Raw genomic sequence first — 26,145 nt, forward strand, 5'->3', positions numbered from 1 at the left:
CTTGTATCCGGGTGGGCCTTCGGTGTCGGGCCGGGGGTGACGACAGGTTTTGGGGGAAGCCATGTCCACTGCTAGACGTGTGTCCTTGAGCGCCTTGCTGGCCGCGGCGCTCGGCACCACCGTGTTACCGGCCGCGGCGCAGGCCGCGCCGCACGAGCCGCGGGCGCCGAAGGTGGAGCGCGTGAGCGTCGCGGCGGACGGGACCGAGGGGGACGGCCCGTCGAGGACCGCGTCCATCACGGGCGACGGCCGGTACGTCGCGTTCTGGAGCGACGCGGAGAGCCTGACACCGGACCCCTATCAGGGGCCGTACGACTACGGGCACGTACGCGACCTGAAGACCGGCGACGTCACCCGGATCAAGAACTCCATGGGCGCCCCCTCCATCAGCGACGACGGGCGGTACGCGGCGCACACCGGCTGGGGCAGCCACGGCATCAACGTCTTCCTCACCGACCTGAGCACGGGGCAGATCAAGCAGATCGACGGCAGGGGATTCAAGTACAGCGCGTCGGCCCCCGACATCAGCGCGGACGGCCGCTACATCGCCTACGACCTCCAGCCGCAGCATCCCGGGGACCCCCAGCGGGTCGAGGTCTACGACCGCGAGACCGGCACCCGAGAGGTCGTCAGCGACGGACCGCCGGACTCGGCCCGCGACATGGTGGACCCCTCCATCAGTGCCGACGGCCGCTACGTCGCCTACGAGGACAAGGGCACCACCCAGATCTGGCTCCGCGACCGCACCACCGGCGGCCTCACCCGGATCGACGACGGCACCCCGTCCACGCTGGCGCAGGTCAGCGGCAACGGCCGCACGGTGGCGATGAACGGCGCGAACGGCGCCTACGTACGGGACCTGCGCACCGGGAAGGTCCAGCACTTCGCGCAGGGCAGGGCGCAGGCGCTCAGCCCGGACGGCCGTCGGTTCGTGTACGGGGTCCACGGCGACGGGAGGTCGGACATCCGCCTTCGCCACCTGCCCAGCGGCCACGAGACGACGATCGGCCACGGCGGGGCATCGCCGGGGGCGATCGCCGGCAAGGGGCGCGGCATCGTCTACTCCTCGGAGGACCCGGACATCGTGCCGGGCGACACGAACGGCGACTCCGACGTCTTCGTACGCCACACCCACTGACCGAACCGGGGGAATCACATCATGGACAGCAGCAAGAGAGCGGCCACCGGCCTGTGCCTGGCCGCCCTGCTCGGCACAGTGGGAGCGCTCCCTGCCCACGCGGAGCCGGACCCGGTGCCGCCGCCCACCGAGCGGATCAGCGTGAACACCACCGGCGGACAGCTCGCCGCCCCGTCGTACGACCCGGCGATGGGCGAAGACCGCGTGGTCGCCTTCACGTCCGAGGGGGGCGCCGACGGCCTGCCGGGGGTGTCCGTCAAGGACCGCGGCGGATACTCGTACGTCAGCTCCGGCGCCAACGGCCCCTCGTACGACGGCTCGCCCTGCCCCAGCGGGCGGATGGTCGGCTTCGTCTCCGAGTCCACGGACCTCGCGAGCCCGCCGAAGCCCGACCACCGGCCGACCGTCTACATCCGCAACCGCCCGGTCTGGAAGATCACCGGCCTCACCGGTTACCAAGGGGTCCGCTTCACCTCGATGGAGCAGCCCCACGTCGACCCCAGCTGCCAGTGGATCACCTACACGGCCACCCTCCCCGCCACCGAGGAGGACCCGGCGCCCCAACCGCGCGTCTACCGCTTCAAGTTCAGCGGCGGCACCACCGACCTGGTCAGCGAGGCATCGGACGAGCCGGCGGGGAAGCCGTCGGTGAGCTACAACGGGGAGTACGTCTCGTACGAACAGGGCGGCGAGATCCACGTCCGGAACATGACCACCGGCGCCCGCGAGAAGGTGTCCGTGGCGCGGGACGGCGGCGAGGCCGACGGCGCGTCCACGGCCCCCTCCATCAGCTCGGACGGGCGCCGCGTCGCCTTCGACTCGCGCGCGTCCGACCTCGCGTCCGGCGACGGGAACCGCGACACGAACGTCTTCGTGCGCGACCTCGACGCGGGCACCACGACCCTGGTGAAGGCCCCGAAGAAGAACGGGTACACCGCGCAGGCGTCGCTCTCCAAGACCGGCACCCATGTCGCCTACACCTCGGCGAAGAAGCGCGGCAAGGGCTCCGTGCCCTCCGTCCACCTGCTCGAACTGGCCACCGGGAAGACGCAGTTGATCAGCGTCGACCTCGACGGCGGGCGCAACGACCTCGCGGCACAGAACCCGTCGGTCAACGAGGACGGCACGGTCGTGGCCTTCGCGTCGGCGTCGGCCGACCTGGTGCCGGGGGACACCAACGGCGTGTCCGACGTCTTCCTGCGGACAGTTCCGGGAGAAGCGCAACCGTAAGCGCATCTCGCGCATCACAGACATTGCGTACGCATCGCGTGCAGCATCCGCACCGAACACCAAGGAAACACCGAACACCAAGGAAACACCGAACACCAAGGAAACACCGAACACCAAGGAAACACCGAACACCAAGGAAACACGGGGGACTTCACCATGCACAGCATCAAGCGCCGCGCGGCCCTGGCCGCCGCCGCACTCGTCGCCGCGGTCACGGCCGGCACCCTGCCGGCCGCGTCCGCGGCACCCGACGCCGCGCCCCGCACCGAGGGCGTCAGCGTCACGGCCGACGGGAAGGCCGCCGACGCGCGGTCGGCGGCGGCGACCATCAGCCGCGACGGCCGGTTCGTGGCCTTCGACTCCGAGGCCACCGATCTGGTCGCGGGCGACACCAACGGCCTGAACGACGTCTTCGTACGCGATCTGCGCACCGGAAAGACCGAGCGGATCGCCCTCGAAGGGCGTGACGTCAGGGGGCCCTCGCTGAGCGCCGACGGACGGTACGTCGCGATGATCACCAGCCCCGCGGGCTCCTACTCGCAATCCGACGTCCGGCTCTACGACCGCAGGACCAAGAAGGCCGAGCGGCTCGACGTCGAGCTGCCGGACGGCGCCGGCGGCGCGGGCTCCGTCTCGCTGACCCCGAACGCGCGGTACGCCGTCTTCGACGTCGGTCGGCGCGCGGGCAGCCCCGGCGGCGTCGTCTTCCTGCGCGACCGCAAGACCGGCACGACCGAGCGGATCAGCGAGGCAGACCCGGCCAGGGACGGGCGCACCGCGCACGGGGCGACCGTCAGCGACGACGGCAGCCGCGTCGTCTACGCGTACAACTACTTCAACGGCCCGCGCGGCGACGACTGGAGCGACGTGCTGCTGCGCGATCGCACGACGGGTGAGCTGACGGAGATCGACCGTTCCCACGACGGATCGGAGACGGAGAAGGAGTCCCTCGCCCCGTCCATCAGCGGCAACGGCCGCACGGTGGTCTTCGAGTCCCGCGACACGCACCTGGTCCCGAACGACGACGACGCCGCCTGGAACGTTTTCGTGCACGACATCGCCTCCGGCGGGAACCAGCGCGTCCACGGCACCCAGGGCGGCCCCGGCGAGGCCTATACCCGCGCGCCCGCTATCAGCGCCGACGGCCGAAGGCTGACGTTCACGTCGGAGCTCGCCGAGGCGGGCTCCGAGTACGGCAAGGAGTGGCCCGTCTACCTGCGCGACCTCAAGAAGGGCAGCACCACCCTCGTCACGCCCGACACCACGGGCGGCGCGGCCTCGGCGCAGGTCGCCCCGGGCGGCATCTCGGCAGACGGGCGCCGGATCGCCTTCCTCTCCGGCGACGCGTCGCTCCTGGGCGGCGACACCAATGACGGCTACGACACCTTCGTACGCCACCTGCGCTGACCACTGACGTCAGGCGGGACCCACGGCGGGCGGCGCGTCCCACGCGTCGCCCGCATCGTGAGACGGGGCAGCGCGGTGTGTGCGGGCTGTGGCAGGCTGCCACCGTGCTCTCGTTCGCCATGATTATTGGCAGCAGGCGCGCCGGTCCGCAGTGACCGTCTCGTACCACCATGTACGGGCGGACACCGTCGTCTCTCAGACCCGCGCGCAAACCTCTCGTACCCACGAGGGGTTTTTTCGTTTCCTGGCCCAACATCAGCCGGACGCGGAGCGCGAGGGATCATTGAGGCGGTGGAGCCGGTCATTCCGGTAGACCGAGATCCGACACAGGAGCCAGATCAGCATGACGGAAACCAGCACACCCGACGATTCGTTCCACGTCTTTGACACCACGCTGCGCGACGGCGCGCAGCGCGAGGGAATCAACCTGACCGTCGCGGACAAGCTGACCATCGCCCGGCACCTGGACGACTTCGGCGTGGGCTTCATCGAGGGCGGTTGGCCGGGCGCCAACCCCCGCGACACCGAGTTCTTCTCCCGCGCCCAGCAAGAGATCACCTTCCGGCACGCCCAGCTCGTCGCCTTCGGCGCCACGCGCCGCGCGGGTGGCTCGGCGGCCACGGACGTGCAGGTCAACGCCCTGCTGGCGTCCGGCGCCCCGGTCATCACGCTCGTCGCCAAGTCCCATGACCGGCACGTCGAACTCGCCCTGCGCACGACCTTGGAGGAGAACCTGGAGATGGTGCGCGACACCGTCTCCTACCTGGTGGACCAGGGGCGGCGCGTCTTCGTCGACTGCGAGCACTTCTTCGACGGCTACCGCGCCAATCCCGAGTATGCGAAATCCGTCGTCCGCACGGCCAGTGAGGCGGGCGCCGACGTCGTCGTCCTGTGCGACACCAACGGCGGCATGCTCCCCGCGCAGGTCCAGGCGATCGTGGGGACCGTCCGCGCCGACACCGGCGCCCGGCTCGGCATCCACGCGCAGGACGACACGGGGTGCGCGGTCGCCAACACCCTCGCCGCCGTCGACGCCGGCGCCACGCACGTGCAGTGCACCGCCAACGGCTACGGCGAGCGGGTCGGCAACGCCAACCTCTTCCCCGTGGTCGGCGCCCTTGAGCTCAAGTACGGCAAGCAGGTCCTGCCCGAGGGCTCGCTGCGCGAGATGACCCGCGTCTCGCACGCCATCGCCGAGGTCGTCAACCTCACCCCCTCCACGCACCAGCCGTACGTGGGCGTCTCGGCCTTCGCCCACAAGGCGGGCCTGCACGCCTCCGCGATCAAGGTCGACCCGGATCTCTACCAGCACATCGACCCGGACCTGGTGGGCAACCGCATCCGGATGCTGGTCTCGGACATGGCCGGGCGCGCCTCCATCGAGCTCAAGGGCAAGGAGCTCGGGATCGACCTGGGCGACGACCGCGCGCTCGTGGGCAGGGTCGTCGAGCGGGTCAAGGAGCGCGAGCTCCAGGGCTACACGTACGAGGCCGCCGACGCGTCCTTCGAGCTGCTGCTCCGCGAGGAGGCCGAGGGCCGGGCGCGCCGCTACTTCCGCGTCGAGTCCTGGCGGGCCATCGTCGAGGACCGGCCCGACGGCACGCACGCGAACGAGGCGACCGTGAAGCTGTGGGCCAAGGGCGAGCGCATCGTCGCCACGGCGGAGGGCAACGGCCCGGTCAACGCGCTCGACCGGTCGCTTCGGGTGGGCTTGGAGCGGATCTACCCCCAGCTCGCCAAGATGGAGCTGGTCGACTACAAGGTCCGCATCCTGGAGGGCAAGCACGGCACGTCGTCCACGACCCGGGTGCTGATCTCCACCAGTGACGGTGACGGTGAGTGGTCGACGGTGGGCGTGGCGGAGAACGTGATCGCGGCGTCGTGGCAGGCGCTGGAGGACGCGTACACCTTCGGTCTGCTGCGGGCGGGCGTGGAGCCGGTGGAGTAGCAGGCTGGTCCGGGTCCGGGGTCGGGCCGCTCGGGGCCGTCGTTGTGGGCCCGACTGAGTTAGCTTCGAAGTATGAGCAATAGGACGAAGCGAATATTTGTCGCGTTGTCCGGGCTTCTCGTGTCCCTGGGTGCCGTGTCGTTCACGGCGGCGCCCGGGGCCGCGGCTGCCGTGTCCGCCACGAGCGTTCCGGCCGTGGCCGACGCCTGGGAGAAGAGCCCGGTGTATGTGGATCCGGCCGCCTCGGACCAGCTGTCCGGGGCCGAGGCGGACGCTCTGGCAAAGAAGATCGAGGACGCCGACAAGCCGGTGTTCGTGGCGGTGCTGCCCGCCGACTTCCCCAAGCAGGACCTCTTCCAGAAGCTGCGCACCGAGACCGGTGTGACGGGTGTGTACGGAATCCGGCTCGGCGACGCGTTCGACGCGAAGGCCGACCGGGCGGTGCTGAGCAACGCGGCCGTCTCGAATCTCGTCACGACGTACGGGGACGTGGCCGACACCAGGACCCAGCTGAACGACTTCGTCGACCAGGCGGTGAAGGACGCGCGCGGCTCGGCGCCCGCTTCGTGGGACGGTGCGGGTTCCGGTTCTGACGGTGGTGCTCCCGTGGGCGCGCTGATCGGTGTCGGCGCGGTGCTGGTCGCGGGTGGCGGGGCCACGTACGCCGTGGTCCGGCGGAACCGGCGGCGGCGGGCCGAGGAGGAGCGGGCCGCGCTGGAGAAGCTGCGGGTCGTGGTGGACGAGGACATCACGGCGTACGGCGAGGAGCTGGACCGCCTCGACTTCCACCCCGCGGAGGCGGGCGCGGACGACGCGATGCGCACGGACTACGAACGGGCCCTCGACTCCTACGAGAAGGCGAAGTCGTTCATGGCGGCGGCGGAGCGGCCCGAGCAGGTGCGGGCGGTCACCCAGTCGCTGGAGGACGGCCGCTTCTCGCTGGCGCTCCTTGCCGCCCGGCGCGAGGGCCGGCCGCTTCCCGAGCGTCGCGCTCCGTGCTTCTTCGACCCGCGGCACGGCCCGTCGGTGAAGGACGCGCAGTGGGCGCCGCCGGGTGGCGCCGGGCGCTCGGTCCCGGTCTGCCTGGCGGACGCGACGCGCCTCGCGGACGGTGAGGAGCCGATGGCCCGGACGGTGGCCACGGAGTCGGGCGAGCGCCGCCCGTACTGGGAGGCGGGTCCGGCGTACGGCCCCTGGGCCGGCGGCTACTTCGGCGGCGGCATGCTGCCGGGCCTGCTGGTGGGAACGATGCTGGGCGGAATGATGGCGAGCCCGGCGTACGGGGCGGATTACGGGGCCGGGGCGGGGGCCGGGTACGACGGCGGGGACTACTCGGGATCGGACTTCGACCCTGGGGACTTCGGCGGGGGCGGGGACTTCGGGGGTGGCGGGGACTTTGGGGGCGGGGGGTTCTAGGCGGGGCTGATCCGTCATGGGGGCGGGGCCGGTCCATCGGTGGGGCGGGCGGTTCGTGTTGCCGACTGCCGACTGCCGACTGCCGACTGCCGACTGCGGGCTGTGGGGCATCCTGCGGGTCCGGTCTGGGGGTGGGGTCGGGGCCGTGCCGGTATGTCCGTCCTCGCTATCGTCGGGTGGCCGTGGGGTTGCTTCGGTTCTGGAGTGTTGGGAGCCGTGCTCCGGGCGGACATACCGCCACGCCCCCTTGCGTCTCGTGCCGCGTGCGGGTGCGTCCGTGCTGCGGTGAGGGTCCGCCTTGAGGGCGGGGCCGTGCCGGTATGTCCGTCCTCGCTATCGTCCGGTGGCCGCGAGGGTGCTGCGGCACCGGAGTGTCGGGAGCCGTGCTCCGGGCGGACATACCGGCGCGTCCCCTCGCGTCTCGCTGCCGACTGCGGCCGATCGCTGGTTGTTGCGGATGCGGGGGATCGGGTTGACGGGATGAGGGGTTTGCGAGACGATACGTCTCGTTCCGTTGTTTGAGCCGACTCGGAAGGTGCCCCCATGAACCAGCAGTACGTCGAAGCCGCCCCCGGCATCCGCCTGTGGACGGAGCGGCGGGGTGCCCCCGAGGCCCCGGCGCTGCTCCTGATCATGGGCGCCCAGGCCTCCGGCCTCGGGTGGCCCGAGGAGTTCGTGGACGCGCTCGCCGAAAGGCATCACGTCATCCGTTACGACCACCGGGACACCGGCCGCTCCACCTCCACCTTCGACCAGCACCCGTACCCGATCACTGACTTGGCGCAGGACGCGGTGGCGGTCCTGGACGGCCTGGGCATCGAGCGGGCGCACCTGGTGGGGATGTCGCTCGGCGGCATGCTGACCCAGCTGGTCCTCGCCGACCACCCCGAACGCGTCCTGAGCGCCACCCTGATCGGCACCTGCGCGCTCAGCGAGACCCCGTACACCGCCCCGGACGGAACCCGGATCCCGGTCGGCGAACTCCCCGGCATCGCACCGGAAGTCCTGGAGATGTGGTCCCGCCCGGTCGAGGACAAGGGGCCGGAGGCCGAGCTCGACCGCCGGGTGGAGCACTGGCGCGTCCTGAATGGTGGTCAACTGGCCGCCGAAGACGCGTACTTCCGTGATCTGGAGCGCCGCATCATCGCGCACGCAGGGACCCACGTCGCCTCCACGGCGCACGCCCGAGCCGACGACTCCCACATGATCCGCACCGACGAACTGGCCGGCACGAAGGTCCCCACCCTCGTCATCTCCGGCCCGGCCGAGCCGGTGTTCCCGCCCCCGCATCCGCACCACCTGGCCCAGGTCATCGGAGGCGGCGGCACACGGGTGGTGGAGATCGCGGGCATGGGGCACGCGCTGCCCCCGGCGGTGCAGGTCCCGCTCGCGGAAGCGATCCTGGCGCACATCGCATCCGTCAGGGCCTAGGGGGAGGCCGGGTCGCCCAACCCCGTCATTTCCGCCGACAGGTGCCACAGGCGGGCCGCCGCTTCGGGGTCCGTCGCCCAGGGCTTGACGCCCCCGATCAGCATGTCCTCCGTCGCGGCGGGCTCCGCGACATCGCAGTCCTGGCAGTACGCGCCGCCATGGGCATCCAGCAGCGGTGACGTCGCCGCCCAGACCGCCGTGGCCGCGCCCTGCGCCGGGGTCTTGAAGCCCTGCGCGGGTGTGCCGTCGGCGGACATCCAGCCCTGAGCGATCTGTTCCTCGCGGGGGATGTGGCGCTGGAGCGGGGTGAGGATGCTGCCGGGGTGCACGGCGAAGGCCCGTGGTCCGGCGCCGGCCGCGCTCAAGGAGTCGAGGTGCACGGCGAAGAGCGCGTTCGCCGTCTTGGACTGGGCGTAGGCCGACCAGCGGTCGTAGCCCTCGTGGAAGTGCGGGTCGCTCCAGCGGATGTCGGAGAGGAAATGCCCGGACGAGGCCACGGACACGACGCGCGCGGTGCCCGGACTCAGCGCCGGGTAGAGGCGGTTGACGAGGGCGAAGTGGCCGAGGTGGTTGATCGCGAAGTGGGACTCCCAGGTGCCGTCCGGGCCGACGCGGGTCTCGGGGCAGGCCATCACGCCCGCGTTGTTGATGAGGATGTCGAGGGTGCGGTGCGTGGCGAGGAAGCGCTCCGCGAAGTGCCGGATGCTCTCCTGGTCCGCCAGGTCGAGCGACCGCACCTCCGCGCGGTCCGTGCCCCGCAGCGCCTCCCGCGCGACGAGCGGCCTGCGCGCCGGGACGATGACGTGCGCGCCCGCCCTGCCGAGCGCCCGGGTGATCTCCAGGCCGAGCCCCGAGTAGCCGCCGGTGACCAGCGCCGTCCTGCCCGAGAGGTCGATTCCGGCGAGTACGTCGTCCGCCGTGCTCAGCGCGCCGAACCCGCTGCCGATCCTGTGCTGTTGTCCTTGCCGTGTGCTCATGCGGGTGACGCTAGAAGCTGGACCGCGCTCGAAGGCAAGGCGTGCCCTCAAGTCCCTTCAGGCGGCGGCATGCGCCAGCGTCCCGAATGTCCGGGCGGCAGCGCCAAGTCGCGCCGGACCGCCTGGTAGTAGCCCTCGCGTGTGGTCCGCTGGCGGTCGAGCAGTGCGGCCCAGGCGACCGGGTCCCGGGTGTCCTCGCGCAGGAACCGTTCCATCTCGACGACCGTGAGGACCCAGGCCCGCGCCTTGTCCACGACGTCCGGCGTGCCGAGCATCAGCAGCGCCTCCCCGACCGGATCCCGCGCGATGGCGGCTTCCGCCAGGTGGGGCGCTGCTTCTTCGGGGGACAGGGGGTGCGGATGCGGGTCGTTGCCGAGATGGGCCGCGACGCGGTACGTGAGCGTGACCGCCTGCTTCAGTACGCGGGCGTAGTCGCCGTAGACGGCGAGCCGCCGCTCTTCCCACCGGGCGGCCTGCTCCCGCTGGAAGCGGGCCCGGTCGCCCCGGGTGATCGCCAGATACGACCCGAGCGCACCGACGATCACGCCTATCAGGGCGGGCAGTTGCTGTATGAACGCGGCCACGCCCCGCACCGTACCCAAGGATGCGGGGCGATCGGGCGGGAAAGCATCCGCCGCGAGGCGGCGGCCCGGAAGACCGGCTGGGCTCAGGAGCCCGACTTGATCGCCGAGATGTCGAAGTTCAGCTTGATCTTGTCGGAGACGAGCACCCCGCCCGTCTCCAGCGCGGCGTTCCACGTGAGGCCCCAGTCCGAGCGGAGGATCTCCGCCTTGCCCTCGAAGCCGACCCGCTCGTTCCCGAAGGGGTCCGTGGCCGAGCCGTTGAACTCGAGGTCGATGGCGAGCGGCTTCGTGGTGCCGAGGATCGTCAGGTCACCGGTGATGCGGTAGTCGTCGCCGCCCAGCGCCTCCGCCTTCGTGGAGCGGAACGTCATCTCCGGGAACTCGTCCGTCTTGAAGAAGTCCGCGCTCTTGAGGTGACCGTCACGGTCCGCGCTGCCGGTGTCGATGCTCTCCATCTGTACGTCGATGGAAGCCGTCGACGCGGACGGGTCGGTGCCGTCCAGGTGCAGGGTGCCGGCGATGTCGGTGAAGGAGCCCTTGACGTTCGTGACCATGGCGTGGCGGGCGACGAAGCCGATGGACGTGTGCGAGGGGTCGATCGCGTACTCGCCGGTCAGGGCGGCCAGGTCCGGGTTGACCGGAGCGGGCGCCGTGGCGGTGCCGGCGGAGGAGGTGGCGGTTTCGTTCTTGCGGCCGAAGAGACCCATGACTGCTCCTTGGGGGACGAGCTGCGGCCGGGGGAGGCCGAGCTGCGAGCTATGCGGGATGTGTCTGTTGAATGTTCAACGAGATTGACTCTAGCGCGATTCAGTTCAACATTCAACATCAAACGGAGCGTGTCGGTTCGATCACGCGGAACTCTCCTCGCCTGTGAGGTGTCTCTCACGTGACGCTTTGTGGAATCCCTACAGCTGGACACGGCTCTGAGCAGTCACTTCGCGCGTACAGCAGAGAGCTTCTGTTCGGGGGTGCCAGGAAAACGGGCCGGAGACTGTTCATAGTCGACGGTCCGTTTCAGTAGGCCCACTTCGTAAGGTCACTACATGACCGTTTTGGACGACACCGCTTCTTCTCCCGAGGGCGAGCCCACCGACGCGCGTGGGCGCGTGGCCGAGCTGCACGCGATCCGTGCCGAGGCGCTGCGCGGCCCGAGCGAGAAGGCGACCGAGGCCCAGCACGCGAAGGGCAAGCTGACCGCACGCGAGCGGATCGAGCTGCTGCTTGACGCGGGGTCGTTCCAGGAGGTCGAGCAGTTGCGCCGGCACCGGGCGACCGGGTTCGGCCTGGAGGCGAAGAAACCGTACACGGACGGTGTCATCACCGGCTGGGGCACGGTGGAGGGGCGCACGGTCTTCGTGTACGCCCACGACTTCCGCATCTTCGGCGGCGCGCTCGGCGAGGCGCACGCCACGAAGATCCACAAGATCATGGACATGGCCATCGCGGCCGGTGCCCCGCTGGTGTCGCTGAACGACGGCGCCGGTGCCCGTATCCAGGAGGGCGTATCGGCGCTCGCCGGGTACGGCGGCATCTTCCAGCGCAACACCAAGGCTTCGGGTGTCATCCCGCAGATCTCGGTGATGCTGGGCCCGTGCGCGGGTGGCGCGGCCTACAGCCCGGCCCTGACGGACTTCGTGTTCATGGTCCGTGAGACCTCGCAGATGTTCATCACCGGACCGGACGTGGTGCGTGCGGTGACCGGCGAGGAGATCTCGCAGAACGGCCTGGGCGGCGCGGACGTGCACGCCGAGACCTCGGGCGTGTGCCACTTCGCGTACGACGACGAGGAGACCTGCCTCGCCGAGGTCCGCTACCTCATCGCGATGCTGCCCTCGAACAACCGCGAGAACCCGCCCACCCACGAGTCGGACGACCCGGCGGACCGCCGCTCGGACGTGCTGCTCGACCTGGTCCCGGCGGACGGCAACCGTCCGTACGACATGGCCAAGGTCATCGAGGAGCTCGTCGACGACGGCGACTTCCTGGAGGTCCACGAGCGCTGGGCCCGCAACATCATCTGCGCCCTGGCCCGCCTGGACGGCAAGGTGGTGGGCATCGTCGCCAACCAGCCGCAGTCCCTGGCCGGTGTCCTGGACATCGAGGCCTCCGAGAAGGCGGCCCGCTTCGTCCAGATGTGCGACGCCTTCAACATCCCGATCGTGACGCTGCTCGACGTACCGGGCTTCCTGCCGGGCGTCGACCAGGAGCACGGCGGGATCATCCGCCACGGCGCGAAGCTCCTGTACGCGTACTGCAACGCCACCGTGCCGCGGATCTCGCTGATCCTGCGCAAGGCGTACGGCGGCGCGTACATCGTCATGGACAGCCAGTCCATCGGCGCCGACCTGACCTACGCCTGGCCCACCAACGAGATCGCGGTGATGGGCGCAGAGGGCGCCGCCAACGTCATCTTCCGCCGTCAGATCGCGGCCGCCGAGGACCCCGAGGCCATGCGGCAGAAGATGGTCAAGGAGTACAAGGCCGAGCTGATGCACCCCTACTACGCCGCCGAGCGCGGCCTGGTCGACGACGTCATCGACCCCACCGCCACCCGCGAGGTGCTCATCAGCTCCCTCGCGATGCTCCGCAACAAGCACGCAGACCTGCCGTCGCGCAAGCACGGCAACCCCCCGCAGTAATCCTGCAGTAGCCCACAAGGAGAACGCTGCACATGAGTACCCCCGACATCCGCGTCGAGAAGGGCCACGCCGAGCCCGAAGAGGTCGCCGCCATCACCGCGATCCTGCTGGCCCGTAGCGCCGCCGCCTCCGCACAGGCCCCCGCGCCCCGCCGAGGCCGCGACAAGGCCGGCTGGCGCCGCCTGGAGCGCTCGCCCGGCTTCCGCGCCCCGCACAGCTGGCAGGGCTGACCGGCGCCCTGAAGCAGTCGGCAAGACCGACAGGCACCCCGAAGGACCCCGCCATGGCGCGGGGTCCTTCGGCGTCCGCCCGGGAGGTCAGTCGAACCAGGAGGCCAGTCCAACCAGGAGGTCAGTCGAATTCTCCGGCCAGCACGCCGAGTTTGAACGCGTACCACTCCTCCGCGGTGAAGCGCAGGACGAGACCGCGCGGGTCCGCGGGGTTGCGCAGGGCCACCGCGCCGTTCTCCAGCGGGGCGATCTCCACAGGGCCCTCGACGGGGCTTCCCGGGGTGCTTGTCCACTGGGCGCGGGAGATGTCGAGCGCGTAGAGAAGCGTCTTGTCCCGCTGTGTGACGCGTGTGCCGCTCGCCGTGTTCGTGCTCATATCTGCAGGATCCCGGAGTTGATTCCAGTGATGAATGCGCGCCAGGCGGTGGAGTCGAAGACGAGCGTTCCGAACTCCCGGTTCTTCGTGTCACGAATCGCCCGCTGATCGGCCGAAAGCTTCGTATGCTCGATGCAGCCGTTCGAGGCGCCGCTGTAGGTGCTCTTGTGCCAGTTCGCTTTCACTGATTCGTCTTCTGCCTCTGTGAACGCGAGACCGGCCGCAGATGTGCGAGACATCACGACCCGCTTTCTTTCTTCATGTGGTCGAGGATGTACTGGCGAGACTCGGCGGGGGAGAGTGCGGCGGCCGTCAGGTCGTCCCAGGCTTTGGTGTAAACCTGGACGTCAGGCCGCTGCTCCAGCAATGTTCCCCCGGTCATGTGCTCCAACCAGGTCACCTCTATGGGGGGTTCTCCGTGCAAGGTGAAGACCGTGTACGGAGCGTACTGTGCGAGCGGCAATGTGATGTTCAGAGGGAGGATCTGAACGGTGACATTGGCTTGATTGCCCACTTCGATCAAGTGCTGAAACTGTTGACGAATCAATTCAGTGGGACCAGAAATGCGGTGCAGTGCCGGGGCGTCGATGACGACGCGCAGCCGGAATTCACTGTTGCCGTGCAGCAGATCTTTGCGTCTCATCCGCGTCTTCACAAGAGTTTCGACGCGATCCGCTTCAGCTCCCGCGGTGAATATCTCCCGCATATATGCCTCTGTCTGGAGCAGGCCCGGCAGCACCATCGGCTCGTAGGAGCGGATGAGTGAGGAGTCGGCTTCCAGCGTGAGGTAGTCGCGCAAGTCGCCGCTGAGCAAAGGGCCTTGACCGGACCACCAGTCGACCTTGTGGATGTCCCTGGCGAGCCGCTTCAGATTCGACCGCTGCTGATCGTCCTTCACCCCGTACAGATTGAGCAGGGTGGTGAGGTCGAGTTGCCGGATGCCCCGTTTTCCTGTCTCGATCTGACTGATCTTTGGCTGCCCACACTCCAGCGCATCGGCCGCGTCCTGGACCTTGAGGCCGGCTTCCGACCGGAGTCGTCGCAGCTCGGCGCCGAGACGGCGGCTGCGCATGGTGGGCATGTCACTTTGCGGCATGCGCACATGATGTCCCGCGCCTTCCGGCCAGACAACTGTCATCTGCGGCCCCTCCCTTGCGGGATGCGAACCGTGAGTAATACTTGCCTAAGTGATAAATGCCTCGACATGATGCGAGCCCAACGTCCTTTGTTCTCGGTTGAGTTGACACCTACAGCGGTGCCGGAGGGGCAATGCCGAACACGTCCGCGGAGGAGCTCGTGGTGATCAGCAGATCCTGCGAGGTCCGCATGGAGTACGACCCGCACTGCCTGGAGCAGATACGCCGGATCGTCGGCGCCTGCCTGCGCAGTTGGGGCCTGGAGGCGCTGGTCGACGACTGCGCCTTCGTGGCCACCGAGCTGTGCAGCAATGTGCGGCACTGCACGTGCTCGTCGTTCGAGTTCGCCGTACGTCGCACGGGTGCTGAGGGTGTGCGCCTGGAGGTGACGGACACCTCCACCGAGCTTCCGGTGGTGCCCACCGAGCCCCCGGACCCGTTCCAGGTGAGTGGGCGTGGGCTGTTCCTCGTCGCGGCTCTGTCGGCCGACGTCGGGGTGGAGCCGACGGTCGGCGGCAAGGTGGTCTGGGCGGAGCTCAAGGTGCCCGGGTTCGGCTGACGGAGCCGGTGGCGCCCGCGCGCCGGGTCGCTGGGGCAGGCTCATGTGAGGGCTCCGCTTCCTGCTCTCGATCCGTCGGAGGGAAGAAGGGCAGGAATGATGGCGAACCTGCCTGTCCCTCCAGTGAGAGTGCCACCGAATACATCACTGCGGCAGGCATGTGTTTTGGCCAAAGATGTTACGCAAGGCGACAGTGGCCTGAAGGCTCCATCACGCAGTTCGCCCCCGCCGGCTCCTGCCGGCGGGGGCGAACTGTTGGACGGGGTACGGGGCTGTTACCGAAGCCGCGCCATGAGCGCGTGCTCCACGAGCGTGATCAGACCGCTCTTCGCGTCCGCACGGTGGCGCGCGTCCGTCGTGATGATCGGGGTGTCCGGGCCGATCTGGAGCGCCTCACGGACCTCGTCGGGCGTGTACGGCTGGTGGCCGTCGAAGCCGTTGAGGGCGATGACGAAGGGCAGACCCGAGTTCTCGAAGTAGTCGACGGCGGGGAAGCAGTCGGCGAGCCTCCTCGTGTCGACAAGCACCACGGCGCCGATGGCGCCGCGTACGAGGTCGTCCCACATGAACCAGAAGCGGTCCTGACCAGGCGTACCGAAGAGGTACAGGATCAGGTCCTGGTCCAGCGTGATGCGGCCGAAGTCCATGGCCACCGTGGTGGTGGTCTTGTCCCCGGTGTGGGTGAGGTCGTCGATGCCCGCGGAGGCGGACGTCATGACGGCCTCGGTGCGCAGCGGGTTGATCTCAGAGACCGCCCCGACGAACGTGGTCTTGCCCACGCCGAAGCCGCCCGCCACCACGATTTTCGCGGAAGTGGTGGAGCGGGCTGTTGCTCCGCCGCTAGAGCTTGCGAAGTCCACTGAGCACCCTTTCGAGCAGTGTCACGTCTGGCTGGCCGCCGGCGGACTCGTCGCCGCCCGGCTGATGGATGGCGACAAGTCCGGCCTCCGCCAGGTCGGCTACGAGGATCCGGGCGACGCCGAGAGGAATGGAGAGGAGTGCCGAGATCTCAGCGACTGACTTGATCTCGCGGCACAGGTTGCAGATCCGCTGATGCTCGGGCAACTGGCCCTGGAGCTGGTGCGGTTGGGCGGTGGTGTGCACCAGCGCCTCGATGGCGAGCTGGTAGCGGGGCCTGGTGCGGCCGCCCGTCATGGCGTACGGGCGCACCAGGGGGTTGCTCGCAGAACCTGCGGGCGCCGCTTCCGGGGCGCGTCGCTGTGGTTGCACTGGCTGGATCCTGGGGTTGTGAGGCTGCTCGTACGGGCTCTGGCGGGGGCCCGGCTGCTGCGGCTGCTGATAGGGCCTGCGGTGCTGGCTCGGCGCGGAGGGGAAGTTGTAACGGTTCGGCGCACCGTCGTGCGGCCCCTGCCCCTGGCCGTGACCAGGCGACCAACTGGCCGATGACGAACCGTCCGGGGGTGTTCCTGAACCTGCCACGTACTCCTCCTCCGACTGTGCCGGGCACCATCATTCTGGAGCCGCGTCCCGAAACCTTACGGCCACGGGACGCGAAAACGCACCGTACGTCTACTAGTTGAGAAGGCTCCCCTGCAGCTCCGCACGCAGGTCGGGCGTGAGTACGGTGCCGGCGCGGTCGACAAGAAGCGCCATCTCGTACCCAATGAGACCGATGTCCGCATCCGGGTGGGCGAGCACGGCCAGCGAGGAGCCGTCGGAGATGGACATAAGGAAGAGAAATCCTCGCTCCATCTCCACAACGGTCTGGGTCACGGAACCGCCCTCGAAGATCCGGGAGGCCCCGGCGGTGAGGGAGGTCAGACCGGACGCGACGGCCGCGAGCTGGTCGGCCCGGTCGCGGGGGAAGCCTTCGGACATCGCCAGAAGGAGTCCGTCGGCGGAGACCACCACCGTGTGGGACACCCCAGGGGTGTTGTCCACGAAGTTGGTGATCAACCAGTTCAGGTTCTGCGCCGCCTGGCTCATCGGGCTCACACTAACGCTCCTGGTTGTAGGTGCTGTCAGGTCCACCGCGGTGATTACCGGTGTCCTGGCCATTCGTGGTGTCACTGCCTGCGCTGCGTCCCCGCTGGACGCCGCGGCGCAGGTTGCTCAGCCTGCCCCGCACGTCCTCGGGGTCGCGGGAGACCTGAGGGCCGCCCTGTGGGGTCTGTTCCGCCGTGCCCTCGACCAGATTGGCCTTGGGCACCCGCTTCGGGAGACCGGACGGGGTGACCCCACCCGCCTTGGGCTCCTTCAGCGACTCGGCGCGATGCCAGCGGTCGTCGTTGGACGAACGCCAGCTGCTGTCGGTGTTGCCGAACGCGTCGCCGGCCGGGGCCGGGGCGCTGCCGTTGCTGTTGCCGGCCGCACCGGTGGAGCCGCGGCGCGGAAGACCCGCAGACGTCGTGTCGTGGACTGCGGACGGTGCCGGTCCGGGACGCTCGAAGCCTACGCGTTCGGCGCCGTTCTCGGGAGCCGCCGGACCAGATTCCGGTTCCGGAGAGTACTCGGCCTGATACGCGCCCGAGTTGTTCTCGTATCCGTCGCGCGTCGGCCAGTCGTCCTGGTGGGAGCGGTCCGGGTAGGCCGCGAACGGCTCGGAGACGGCACCCGTACGAGCGGCGTGATCATCGTGACCGGCCTCCGTATAGGGGGCGTCCTGGTAGCCGTCCTGCGCCGGGTAGTACGCGTCGTCGTACGCCGGCTGCGCCGCCTGGCCCTGGTTGTACTCGTCGTACGCCGGGGCCTGCTGGTCGTACCCGGCGTCGTAGCCGCCCTGCTGGTCGAAGCCGCCCTGCTGCCCGTCGACCTCGTCGCGGAAGAGGGGACGGCCGTCGGCGGACTGCGCCTGCGCCTCCAGAGCGGCACGCCGCTCCTCGCGCATCAGCGAGCGGCCCACCGGGTCGAGCTCCTGGGAGTCGGCCCCGTCGCCGTTGTAGCGGCTGTCGTCGAAGCCCAGTTCGGCCGCGGTACGCATCGGCTCGTGGTGGAAGGCGGGCTGCTCCGGGGCGTGCTGCTCCGGCATGATCGAGGAGACCGTGAACTCGGACTCGGGCAGCTGGTGCTCGCCGCCGCCACCGTGTGTGATGCCGTCGGGGAGCATGACGAGCGAGGTCGTGCCCGCCTGCTCGCCCGAGGGGCGCAGCTGGACGCGGATGCCGTGCCGGTCGGAGAGGCGGCCGACCACGAACAGGCCCATGCGCTGCGAGATCGCGGCGTCCACCGTCGGCGGGTTGGCCAGCTTGTGGTTGATGTCCGCGAAGTCCTCGGCGGTGAGGCCGATGCCCTTGTCGTGGATCTCGACCATGATGCGGCCGTCGGGCAGACGGGTCGCGGTGACGCGGACCTTGGTCTGCGGCGAGGAGAACGTGGTGGCGTTCTCCAGGAGCTCGGCGAGCAGGTGCACGAGGTCGGTCACGGCGAGGCCGTGGATCTCGGCCTCCGGGACGCCCGACAGCTCGACGCGCTCGTACTGCTCCACCTCGGATGACGCGGCGCGCAGGACGTCGACCAGCGGGACGGGCTGGTCCCAGCGGCGTCCGGGCTCCTCGCCGGAGAGGACCAGGAGGTTCTCGCCGTTGCGTCGCATACGGGTCGCCAGGTGGTCCAGGCGGAAGAGGCTCTCCAGCTGGTCCGGGTCGGCCTCGTTGTTCTCCAGGTCGGTGATGAGGGTCAGCTGGCCCTCGATCAGGGACTGGTTGCGGCGCGAGAGGTTGGTGAAGATCGCGTTGATGTTGCCGCGGAGCAGGGCCTGCTCGGCGGCGAGCCGCACGGCCTCGCGGTGCACCTGGTCGAAGGCGCGGGCGACCTCGCCGATCTCGTCCGTGGAGGAGATCGGGATGGGCTGTACGCGGGTGTCGACGCGGCCGGGGTCGGTGCGCGAGAGCTGGTCGACCAGCATCGGCAGGCGCTGCTCGGCGATGCCGAAGGCGGCCGTGCGCAGCTGGCGCATCGCGCGGGACATCTGGCGGGCCATGAGCCCGGCCAGGATGAAGGCGGCGAGGAGCGCGACCACGACGATGGCGCCGGTGATGTAGGCGTTGCGCTGGGCGTCGGATGCGATGTCCGACGCCTCGGTCACCGCCTTGTCGGCGAGGTCGGACTCGATGCTGCGGTACGCGTCGAACTTGGCGGAGGTGGTGGCCCACCATGCCTCGGGCGTCACGCCCTTGCCGGCGAGGGCGACGCGGGCGCTGGGCTGGGTGGTCTCCAGCTGCGCCATGGCGGCGACCATCGCCTCGGACGAGGGCGGCGGGACGAACGTCTCGCCCTTGGCCTTCGCGGCGGCGGCGGCCTGCTTGGCCTGCTTCTCGCCGTCGGCCTTCAGCTGCTTCTTGGCGGCCTCGAGCTTGGCCACGTCCTCGGGGGTGCCACCGCCGGTGTACTCCTCGATGGCGATGCCCTCGAGGTAGGCGTACGAGGAGAGCGCCACGCGCTGCTTGGCGAGGCTGGGAGCGGTGGGGCCGGGCTTGACCAGCAGGTGCGTACCGATGGAGCGCTGCAGGGAGAGCGCGGCCTTGGTCAGCGAGATCGCGTAGACGGTACGGCCGTAGCTGGTGATGTTTCCGGTGCCCAGACCGAGTTCGTTGGCGAACTCCATCAGGGGGTGCTGGATGGCGACGTAGCCCTCTTCGGTCTGCGCGCCGGAGAGCTTGGAGGTGTAGGCGGCCTGGCGGAGGGACTGCAGGCCCGGCTCGACCTTGTGGAAGCCGTCGAGGCGGCGCTTGAGGCCTTCCTTCTGCGGCATGTCCTCGGCGGCGGCGTCGAACTCGTCCGCGGCCTTGTCGGTGGCCTTGCGGGCCTTCACGACGACCGGGTCGTTCTTCTTGCCGCGCAGCAGCGGAGCGGCGGAGAGGTCACGCTCTTCGATGAGGCGGTTGCCGTAGTTGAGGGAAGCCTGCACGAGGCGGGCCGTGCTTTCGGCGTCCTGGGCCTCGCTCCAGGTGTCGATCGAGCCCTTGACCTGGAAGCCGCCCATGACGAGGCCGACCAGCACGGGTATGAGGAGGATCGCGTTCAGGCGGGTCGGCACGCGCCAGTTGCGCGGGGACATTCTGCCGCCACTGGGCGCCGGCGGCTCCATGCCCTGCACATCGGTGGGGGACGCCGCTGTGCGCGGCGGCGGGGTGAAGTTGCCCCGCGTGTCCCGCGTATGCGGCGGTGCGGGGCTCGGCTTGCTTCGCCTCACTCGACCAACAACCTCTCGGCGGCGGGACCTACACCGGTCCCGCTGTCGTCTCCAAGGCCCGTGCTACTGGGCAGTTCAGCGCATTCCAGCACGTCAGGGGGTCCTCTACCAAACAGTGTGAAGGGCTGGTTCCGAGTGGTGTAAGCCTCAGATAAAACGGTCAAATAGAGCGAGCCCCGCCAAAAGGCGGGGCTCTCGTGCGCACAGCGACACCGGATGACCGCGACGCGTGGCGGCGCCCGGTCAATTCTCTGTCGAAACGTTATGAACAGAGCGGTCATCCGTGTCAAACGACACAGACCGCTCTGTGGAATCTACGGCAACTGCCGTACGGCCTCGTCTACTTGAGTCGTGCCATAAGTGCGTGCTCGACCAGCGTGATCAGGCCGCTCTTTGCGTCCGCACGGTGTCGCGCATCCGTCGTGATGATCGGTGTGTTGGGTCCGATCTGGAGAGCTTCGCGCACCTCATCGGGGGTGTACGGCTGGTGGCCGTCGAAGCCGTTGAGGGCGATGACGAAGGGCAGACCCGAGTTCTCGAAGTAGTCGACGGCCGGAAAGCAGTCGGCGAGACGGCGGGTGTCCACAAGGACGACGGCGCCGATGGCGCCGCGTACGAGGTCGTCCCACATGAACCAGAAGCGGTCCTGGCCCGGCGTACCGAAGAGGTACAGGATCAGGTCCTGGTCCAGCGTGATGCGGCCGAAGTCCATGGCCACCGTGGTGGTGGTCTTGTCCCCGGTGTGGGTGAGGTCGTCGATGCCCGCGGAGGCGGACGTCATGACGGCCTCGGTGCGCAGCGGGTTGATCTCGGAGACCGCGCCCACGAACGTGGTCTTGCCGACGCCGAAGCCGCCCGCCACCACGATCTTCGCGCTGGTGGTGGAGCGAGCCGTCGCTCCGCTGCTAGAGCTTGCGAAGTCCACTGAGCACCCTTTCGAGCAGTGTCACGTCAGGCTGACCGCCGGCGTTCTCGTCGCCGCCGGGCTGGTGAATGGCGACGAGCCCGGCCTCGGCCAGGTCGGCCACGAGGATCCGGGCCACGCCGAGCGGCATGGAGAGCAGCGCCGACACCTCGGCCACCGACTTGACCTCACGGCACAGGTGGCAGATGCGCTGGTGCTCCGGGAGCAGCCCCATCAGCTGCGCCGGGTCGGCCGTCGTGCTTACCAGCGCCTCTATCGCGAGCTGGTAGCGGGGCCTGGTCCGGCCGCCGGTCATCGCGTAAGGACGCACCAGCGGCTGGTCGCCTTCAATACCGTACGACGCGTGAGAGCCGTACGGATCGTGAGAGGCGTTGGGCGGGGTCATGGATCCTCCGGGCGGGACAGCAGGTGGTCTGCGTGCCGTCTGATAGAGCCGGTGGGGGGCACCAGGGTGGCCGGACGGTGGTCAGTACGTTCGGTCGGTGGGGCGGCCGATGAAGAGAGCTAGTGCAGCAGGCTGCCCTGCAGTTCGGCGCGGAGGTCCGGGGTGAGGACGGCGCCCGCGCGGTCGACGAGGAGCGCCATCTCGTACCCGACGAGGCCGATGTCGCACTCGGGGTGTGCGAGCACGGCCAGGGACGAACCGTCGGAGACCGACATGAGGAAGAGGAACCCCCGCTCCATCTCCACCACGGTCTGGGTGACGGCGCCGCCCTCGAAGATCCGGGAGGCCCCGGCGGTGAGAGAGGTCAGACCCGACGCGACCGCGGCCAGCTGGTCGGCGCGGTCACGCGGGAAGCCCTCGGACATCGCCAGAAGGAGGCCGTCGGCGGAGACCACGACGGTGTGGGACACCCCGGGGGTGTTGTCCACGAAGTTCGTGATCAACCAGTTCAGATTCTGTGCCGCCTGGCTCGGACTCAACTAACGCTCCTGCTGGTGAGTGGGGAAGCTGCCGGTCTGGCCGGTACCGGCCTGGCGACCCTGCTGGATGCCCCGACGGAGATTCGTCAGCCGGCCGCGTACGTCATCGGGCGCACGCGAGACCTGCGGACCTGTGCTGTCCTGCTGCTGCTGTGCGGTGCCCGCTACGAGGTTGGCTCGCGGGACGCGGCGCGGCAGGCCGGATGTGGTGACACCTCCGGCGGACGGCTGGCGGACGCGCTCGGCCTGGCGGCCCAGCTCGTCGTTGGGCGAAGTGCGCCAGGAGGCGGCACTGCCGTTCGTGACGTGGTTGCCGTTCCCGCCGCCGGTTCCGTTGGACGCGGGGGCGGGCGCCGTGGCCGGCCGCTGGGGCGCGGCCGGGTTCTGCTGCTGCCCCTGGGGCCGCGTGGGGAGCGGCGACGAGGGCTGCGGGCGCTGCGGACGCTGGGGCCGCTGCTGCTCGGGGGCGCCGGGCGCGGGGGAGGGGTCGCCACCCTGCGGGCCCTGGTGCCCTTGCTGCTGCTGACCCTGTTGCTGGCCCTGCTGTTGCTGCTGCTGGAACCAGTTGGTCTCCAGCGTGTCGAACAGCGGGGTGCGGCCGTCGCCGGGGCCGGCGGGCGGCAGGCCCTCCGGCTGCACGGGCTGCTGAGGCTGCTGCGGCACCGGAGGCACCGGCGGGATGCCGAGCTGGCCGCCCTGACCCTGACCCTGACCGGGGCCTTGGCCCTGGCCGGGACCCTGACCACGCCGAGGCGCCTCGCCCGCGTCACGGCCACCGCGCTGCTGCGGCGCACCGGCGCCGGGCGCCGGGCTGTCGTAGCCGGGGGCGCTGGTGCCGGGACGCTGGAACTGACCGGTGCCGGAAGAGGTGTCCTGGCCGCCGAAGACGTCGGGGCGGACGAACTGACCGGTGCCCTGCTGGCCCTGACCCTGGCCGCCCTGGCCACCCTGTCCTTGGCTTTGGCCGCCCTGCTGGCCCGCGTTCCGCGGTGAGCCGGTACCGGGCGGAGGCCCGTTGAAGTCGGGGCGCGCGAACTCGGCGGTCGAACCGGGGCCCTGCGCGCCCGCGCCGGCCGCGGGGTAGGGGAACTGCCCGGTGGACTCCGGCTCCTCGTGCCCGCGCGGGGTGTCGAAGGGCTCGCGGGAGACCTGCGGCTGCGCGTTCTCGTCGCTCCAACTGGGCACGCGCGGCTGCGGGTTGCCCCCGGGCAGCTCGGCACGCGGACCGCCGCGCGGCGGCAGCTGCGGCCTGCGGCCCTGGTCCCCGGCGTCGTTCGCGGCGGGGTTCATGGGCCCGGCGGGGTTCACCGGATTCGTACGCTGCTGGGGAACGGGAGGCTGCGGCGCGGAGCCCGGACCGCGGCCACCGCCCGGTCCGCCCTGGCCACCCTCGAAGAGGCTGCCACCGGAAGGGGCACCCTGTCCGGGCGGTCCCTGGCGGGGAGGCTGCTGACCGGAGGGCCCGGCCGGCGAACCGGCGCGCGACCCGTCACGCGCGGGCAGCGCGGCCCGCGGCCCCGTGCCCGTGACCTGACCGCGAGGCGGACCGGCACCGAGCCGGCCCGCGGAACCCGCGGGACCCGCGCCGGGCGCACCGCTTCCGGGGCCGTTGCCGGCGCCGACTCCACGGCGCGCGGCCGCGGCACCCGCCGAGGCCTGCGCGGCGACGGGGCCGCCACCCTGGCCGGGGGCGGGCGCACCGGGCTTGTTCGGCGCCTTCTTGCCGCCCTGGGCGACATCGATGGGCAGCATGACGAGCGCGGTCGTGCCGCCGGAGTCCGAGGGACGGAGCTGGATGCGGATGCCGTGACGCTGCGACAGACGGCCGACCACGAACAGACCCATGCGGCGCGAGACCGAGACGTCCACGGTGGGCGGCGACGCGAGCCGCTCGTTGATCGCGGCGAGGTCCTCGGGGGAGAGGCCGATGCCCGTGTCGTGGATCTCGATGAGCACACGCCCGTCGGGCAGCGCGTGACCGGTGACCTTGACCTTGGTCTGCGGCGAGGAGAAGGAGGTCGCGTTCTCCAGCAGCTCGGCGAGCAGGTGCACGAGGTCGTTGACCACGCGTCCCGCGACCTCGGTCGTCGGGACCGCGGAGAGCTCGATGCGCTCGTACTGCTCCACCTCGGACGCGGCGGCACGCAGCACGTCGACGAGCGGAACGGGCCGGGTCCAGCGGCGGCCGGGCTCTTCACCGGCGAGGACCAGGAGGTTCTCGCCGTTACGGCGCATGCGGGTCGCGAGGTGGTCGAGCTTGAACAGCGAGGACAGCTGGTCCGGGTCGGCCTCGCGCGACTCCAGCTCGGAGATGAGCGAGAGCTGGCGCTGGATGAGGCCCTGCGAACGGCGCGAGAGGTTGGTGAACATCGCGTTGACGTTGCCTCGGAGCAGCGCCTGCTCGGCGGCGAGGCGGACGGCCTCGCGGTGCACGTCGTCGAAGGCCGCGGCCACCTGGCCGATCTCGTCCCGGGAGTGCACACCGACGGACTCGACGGAGGTGTCGACGTCCTGCGGGTCGGCCTCGGAGAGCTGCTTGACGAGCTCGGGCAGCCGGTCCTGGGCGACCTTGGTCGCGGTGTCCTGGAGGCGCCGCAGCGAGCGGATCATGGACCGGGCCACGACGAAGGCGCCGACGAGCGAGACACCGAGGACGAGCAGGATCAGCGCACCGTTGAGGATGGCGGCCTGCTCGGACTCGTTGCGCAGCTCGCGGGCCTTCTGCTCCATCTCGTTGAGCAGCGTGAGCTCGATCTTGGTCATCGCGTCGATCTTGGTGGTGTCGGCGTCGACCCAGTCCTTGTACGAGCGCTTGTCCTGGAGCTTGATGCCGCCCTCCTGCTCAAGCACGCGCTTGGCATAGGAGTCGGCGCCCTTGATGGAAGAGTTGCCGCCGTCGATGGGCTTGGTCAGCTCATCGGGGTTGCCCGCGTAGATGCCCTTGAAGGCATCGAGCTTGGAGTTCTCCTTGTCGAGCGCGGCCCAGCCGTAGCGCCGGTCGGTCTCGGAGATCTTGCCGAACGTGCTGTCGCCCGCGGGGAGCGAGGCGGCGATCACGGCGCGCTGCACCGAGGCGTACTCCTTGGCGGAGGAGAAGGCCGTCAGGGCGCGGGTGCGCTGGATCATGTCCGGGTTGCTGGTCGCCTGCGCCATGTCCGAGGACAGGGTGAGCAGCTGCTCGATGAGCTGGCTGTAGGCGTCCACCGTCTGAGAGGTGGAGTTCGCGTCCTCGTAGGCGTCCTTGCGGACCTTGTTGATCTGCTGGAGCTGCTGGGTGATCTCGACGGTGTTCGCCCGGACGCCGAGGAGGCCCTTGTCGTCGTCGGTGTTGTCGAGGTCCTGCGTCTCCTGGAGGAAGCGGTTGTAGGCGCGGTCGGTCTTCTGCCGGGCGCCCTTGACCACGTAGTCCGAGGAGTCCGCGCCGTGCGCGAGGGGGCCTGCCGAGCGGTCGCGCTCCTCCTGGAGCGCGGTGGCCAGCTCAGTGGCCCGCTTGGTCATGTCCGTCAGCATCTTCATGTTGTTGAGCTGCTGAATCTCGTCCATGGACTCGTTGATACGCAGCGCGCCGAGGGAGGTCGCGGTGATCACGGGGAGTGCGAGCAGCGAGACCAGACGGGTGGAGATGCGCCAGTTGCGCAGGGCTATTCGCGAGCCGGGACCGGTGGGCGACTTCACCGTGCCGGTCGTGCCCGTCGAGCCGCCCTGGTTCGCGGCGGCCGTGGACAGACTTCCGCCGCTCGATCCGCGCATGGCTCCGAGGCCGTTGTCACCGGTCGGTACCTGCCCGGGGTTCTGGGCGTGCTGGGCCGAGGAGCCGCGGTCGGTCCCGCCGCGCTCCGGCTCTGCCGCAGCGCTGCTGCCATCCCTCTTGAAACGTCCCTGCACTAGCGTCGCAACCTCTGGACCAGGCGTCCCTCCGCACAAACGGCGGGACGGTGTCGGCGTCGTGGGGCGCAGAACGCCCCATGGTGGTCGTGAGTGACCGGCGCTGCTCCCCTTTCCCGCCGCCACTCGGCGCTGCGTTGCGCCCCTGCGCGCCGGTTCGATCCCGCGGCGGTCCCGGGAATTCCAGC

At 70.0% G+C, this 26,145-nt stretch carries 23 protein-coding genes; 9 read left to right on the plus strand and 14 right to left on the minus strand.

What is annotated here, in order from left to right; genetic code table 11:
- The first annotated feature begins 79 nt into the window (after positions 1–79).
- The 6 genes from ACIGXX_RS27755 (at position 80) to ACIGXX_RS27780 (ending at position 8,570) form a co-directional block, all read left to right on the plus strand.
- Positions 80–1,138: a TolB family protein gene (locus ACIGXX_RS27755; protein WP_399979943.1), complete on the plus strand. Its 1,059-nt coding sequence runs from the start codon at positions 80–82 to the stop codon at positions 1,136–1,138.
- Between the two features lie 21 nt (positions 1,139–1,159).
- Positions 1,160–2,368 (plus strand): TolB family protein, encoded by a 1,209-nt coding sequence (locus ACIGXX_RS27760; RefSeq protein ID WP_399979668.1) that lies wholly within the window; start codon positions 1,160–1,162, stop codon positions 2,366–2,368.
- Between the two features lie 156 nt (positions 2,369–2,524).
- Complete coding sequence (locus tag ACIGXX_RS27765) at positions 2,525–3,775, plus strand: TolB family protein (RefSeq protein WP_399979671.1); 1,251 nt, start codon at positions 2,525–2,527, stop codon at positions 3,773–3,775.
- Positions 3,776–4,118: 343 nt separating this feature from the next.
- Positions 4,119–5,723, plus strand: coding sequence for a citramalate synthase (gene cimA / locus ACIGXX_RS27770; RefSeq protein ID WP_351165274.1), 1,605 nt, complete (start codon positions 4,119–4,121; stop codon positions 5,721–5,723).
- A 72-nt stretch (positions 5,724–5,795) separates the two neighbouring features.
- Positions 5,796–7,139, plus strand: a complete 1,344-nt coding sequence (locus ACIGXX_RS27775) for a hypothetical protein (protein WP_399979676.1) — start codon at positions 5,796–5,798, stop codon at positions 7,137–7,139.
- A 543-nt stretch (positions 7,140–7,682) separates the two neighbouring features.
- Entirely contained in the window at positions 7,683–8,570 is an 888-nt protein-coding gene (locus ACIGXX_RS27780) for an alpha/beta hydrolase (protein ID WP_399979679.1), read from the plus strand.
- Here ACIGXX_RS27780 and ACIGXX_RS27785 read toward each other — a convergent pair.
- From ACIGXX_RS27785 to ACIGXX_RS27795, 3 genes are all read right to left on the minus strand, one after another.
- Positions 8,567–9,547 carry an SDR family NAD(P)-dependent oxidoreductase gene (locus ACIGXX_RS27785; protein ID WP_399979682.1) on the minus strand — a complete coding sequence of 327 codons (981 nt, stop codon included), beginning with the start codon at positions 9,545–9,547 and terminating at the stop codon, positions 8,567–8,569. The genes ACIGXX_RS27780 and ACIGXX_RS27785 overlap by 4 nt on opposite strands.
- Positions 9,548–9,594: 47 nt before the next feature.
- Positions 9,595–10,131 carry a hypothetical protein gene (locus ACIGXX_RS27790; RefSeq protein ID WP_399979685.1) on the minus strand — a complete coding sequence of 179 codons (537 nt, stop codon included), beginning with the start codon at positions 10,129–10,131 and terminating at the stop codon, positions 9,595–9,597.
- Positions 10,132–10,214: 83 nt separating this feature from the next.
- The gene (locus tag ACIGXX_RS27795) at positions 10,215–10,838 is read right to left on the minus strand and encodes a YceI family protein (RefSeq protein WP_351165284.1); all 624 of its coding nucleotides are present in this window, start codon (positions 10,836–10,838) and stop codon (positions 10,215–10,217) included.
- 336 nt (positions 10,839–11,174) lie between these two features.
- Between ACIGXX_RS27795 and ACIGXX_RS27800 the strand changes: the two genes are divergently transcribed.
- A complete protein-coding gene (locus tag ACIGXX_RS27800; protein ID WP_351165286.1) occupies positions 11,175–12,770 on the plus strand; it encodes an acyl-CoA carboxylase subunit beta in 1,596 nt (531 codons plus the stop codon).
- 32 nt (positions 12,771–12,802) lie between these two features.
- A complete protein-coding gene (locus tag ACIGXX_RS27805; RefSeq protein ID WP_351165288.1) occupies positions 12,803–13,000 on the plus strand; it encodes an acyl-CoA carboxylase subunit epsilon in 198 nt (65 codons plus the stop codon).
- 121 nt (positions 13,001–13,121) lie between these two features.
- Here the strand turns inward: ACIGXX_RS27805 and ACIGXX_RS27810 are convergent, their stop codons facing one another.
- Genes ACIGXX_RS27810 through ACIGXX_RS27820 form a run of 3 tightly spaced genes read right to left on the minus strand, consistent with a single transcriptional unit; the run spans position 13,122 to position 14,472 of the window.
- Positions 13,122–13,376 carry a DUF397 domain-containing protein gene (locus ACIGXX_RS27810; RefSeq protein ID WP_351165291.1) on the minus strand — a complete coding sequence of 85 codons (255 nt, stop codon included), beginning with the start codon at positions 13,374–13,376 and terminating at the stop codon, positions 13,122–13,124.
- A complete protein-coding gene (locus ACIGXX_RS27815) occupies positions 13,373–13,615 on the minus strand; it encodes a DUF397 domain-containing protein (RefSeq protein ID WP_351165695.1) in 243 nt (80 codons plus the stop codon). The genes ACIGXX_RS27810 and ACIGXX_RS27815 overlap by 4 nt, the downstream gene beginning before the upstream one ends.
- Positions 13,615–14,472, minus strand: a complete 858-nt coding sequence (locus ACIGXX_RS27820) for a helix-turn-helix transcriptional regulator (protein ID WP_351165698.1) — start codon at positions 14,470–14,472, stop codon at positions 13,615–13,617. The genes ACIGXX_RS27815 and ACIGXX_RS27820 overlap by 1 nt, the downstream gene beginning before the upstream one ends.
- A gap of 173 nt (positions 14,473–14,645) precedes the next feature.
- Between ACIGXX_RS27820 and ACIGXX_RS27825 the strand changes: the two genes are divergently transcribed.
- Positions 14,646–15,071 (plus strand): ATP-binding protein, encoded by a 426-nt coding sequence (locus ACIGXX_RS27825; RefSeq protein ID WP_351165293.1) that lies wholly within the window; start codon positions 14,646–14,648, stop codon positions 15,069–15,071.
- A 275-nt stretch (positions 15,072–15,346) separates the two neighbouring features.
- Here ACIGXX_RS27825 and ACIGXX_RS27830 read toward each other — a convergent pair whose 3' ends face one another.
- From ACIGXX_RS27830 to ACIGXX_RS27865, 8 genes are all read right to left on the minus strand, one after another.
- Entirely contained in the window at positions 15,347–15,931 is a 585-nt protein-coding gene (locus ACIGXX_RS27830) for an ATP/GTP-binding protein (protein WP_190084708.1), read from the minus strand.
- Positions 15,912–16,511: a DUF742 domain-containing protein gene (locus ACIGXX_RS27835; RefSeq protein ID WP_351165296.1), complete on the minus strand. Its 600-nt coding sequence runs from the start codon at positions 16,509–16,511 to the stop codon at positions 15,912–15,914. The genes ACIGXX_RS27830 and ACIGXX_RS27835 overlap by 20 nt, the downstream gene beginning before the upstream one ends.
- Before the next feature lie 93 nt (positions 16,512–16,604).
- Positions 16,605–17,018 carry a roadblock/LC7 domain-containing protein gene (locus tag ACIGXX_RS27840; RefSeq protein ID WP_135330751.1) on the minus strand — a complete coding sequence of 138 codons (414 nt, stop codon included), beginning with the start codon at positions 17,016–17,018 and terminating at the stop codon, positions 16,605–16,607.
- A gap of 10 nt (positions 17,019–17,028) precedes the next feature.
- Positions 17,029–20,223 (minus strand): nitrate- and nitrite sensing domain-containing protein, encoded by a 3,195-nt coding sequence (locus tag ACIGXX_RS27845; protein ID WP_399979692.1) that lies wholly within the window; start codon positions 20,221–20,223, stop codon positions 17,029–17,031.
- Positions 20,224–20,563: 340 nt separating this feature from the next.
- Positions 20,564–21,148 carry an ATP/GTP-binding protein gene (locus tag ACIGXX_RS27850; protein WP_249587535.1) on the minus strand — a complete coding sequence of 195 codons (585 nt, stop codon included), beginning with the start codon at positions 21,146–21,148 and terminating at the stop codon, positions 20,564–20,566.
- Positions 21,129–21,533 (minus strand): DUF742 domain-containing protein, encoded by a 405-nt coding sequence (locus tag ACIGXX_RS27855; RefSeq protein WP_190084712.1) that lies wholly within the window; start codon positions 21,531–21,533, stop codon positions 21,129–21,131. Before ACIGXX_RS27855 ends, ACIGXX_RS27850 begins: the two co-directional genes overlap by 20 nt.
- A 119-nt stretch (positions 21,534–21,652) precedes the next feature.
- Complete coding sequence (locus ACIGXX_RS27860; protein WP_098244998.1) at positions 21,653–22,072, minus strand: roadblock/LC7 domain-containing protein; 420 nt, start codon at positions 22,070–22,072, stop codon at positions 21,653–21,655.
- Positions 22,073–25,957: a nitrate- and nitrite sensing domain-containing protein gene (locus tag ACIGXX_RS27865; protein WP_383822866.1), complete on the minus strand. Its 3,885-nt coding sequence runs from the start codon at positions 25,955–25,957 to the stop codon at positions 22,073–22,075.
- Between the last annotated feature and the right edge of the window lie 188 nt (positions 25,958–26,145).

The sequence above is a fragment of the Streptomyces sp. NPDC055243 genome (assembly GCF_044544025.1).
Taxonomy (GTDB): domain Bacteria; phylum Actinomycetota; class Actinomycetes; order Streptomycetales; family Streptomycetaceae; genus Streptomyces.

Excerpts from the sequence above, each read along its gene's own strand:
- ACIGXX_RS27760 (WP_399979668.1), top strand. The coding sequence starts at position 1,160 with ATGGACAGCAGCAAGAGAGCGGCCACCGGCCTGTGCCTGGCCGCCCTG.
- ACIGXX_RS27765 (WP_399979671.1), top strand. The coding sequence starts at position 2,525 with ATGCACAGCATCAAGCGCCGCGCGGCCCTGGCCGCCGCCGCACTCGTC.
- cimA (WP_351165274.1), top strand. The coding sequence starts at position 4,119 with ATGACGGAAACCAGCACACCCGACGATTCGTTCCACGTCTTTGACACC.
- ACIGXX_RS27775 (WP_399979676.1), top strand. The coding sequence starts at position 5,796 with ATGAGCAATAGGACGAAGCGAATATTTGTCGCGTTGTCCGGGCTTCTC.
- ACIGXX_RS27780 (WP_399979679.1), top strand. The coding sequence starts at position 7,683 with ATGAACCAGCAGTACGTCGAAGCCGCCCCCGGCATCCGCCTGTGGACG.
- ACIGXX_RS27785 (WP_399979682.1), bottom strand. The coding sequence starts at position 9,547 with ATGAGCACACGGCAAGGACAACAGCACAGGATCGGCAGCGGGTTCGGC.
- ACIGXX_RS27795 (WP_351165284.1), bottom strand. The coding sequence starts at position 10,838 with ATGGGTCTCTTCGGCCGCAAGAACGAAACCGCCACCTCCTCCGCCGGC.
- ACIGXX_RS27800 (WP_351165286.1), top strand. The coding sequence starts at position 11,175 with ATGACCGTTTTGGACGACACCGCTTCTTCTCCCGAGGGCGAGCCCACC.
- ACIGXX_RS27805 (WP_351165288.1), top strand. The coding sequence starts at position 12,803 with ATGAGTACCCCCGACATCCGCGTCGAGAAGGGCCACGCCGAGCCCGAA.
- ACIGXX_RS27810 (WP_351165291.1), bottom strand. The coding sequence starts at position 13,376 with ATGAGCACGAACACGGCGAGCGGCACACGCGTCACACAGCGGGACAAG.
- ACIGXX_RS27815 (WP_351165695.1), bottom strand. The coding sequence starts at position 13,615 with ATGTCTCGCACATCTGCGGCCGGTCTCGCGTTCACAGAGGCAGAAGAC.
- ACIGXX_RS27820 (WP_351165698.1), bottom strand. The coding sequence starts at position 14,472 with ATGCCGCAAAGTGACATGCCCACCATGCGCAGCCGCCGTCTCGGCGCC.
- ACIGXX_RS27825 (WP_351165293.1), top strand. The coding sequence starts at position 14,646 with ATGCCGAACACGTCCGCGGAGGAGCTCGTGGTGATCAGCAGATCCTGC.
- ACIGXX_RS27840 (WP_135330751.1), bottom strand. The coding sequence starts at position 17,018 with ATGAGCCAGGCGGCGCAGAACCTGAACTGGTTGATCACCAACTTCGTG.
- ACIGXX_RS27855 (WP_190084712.1), bottom strand. The coding sequence starts at position 21,533 with ATGACCCCGCCCAACGCCTCTCACGATCCGTACGGCTCTCACGCGTCG.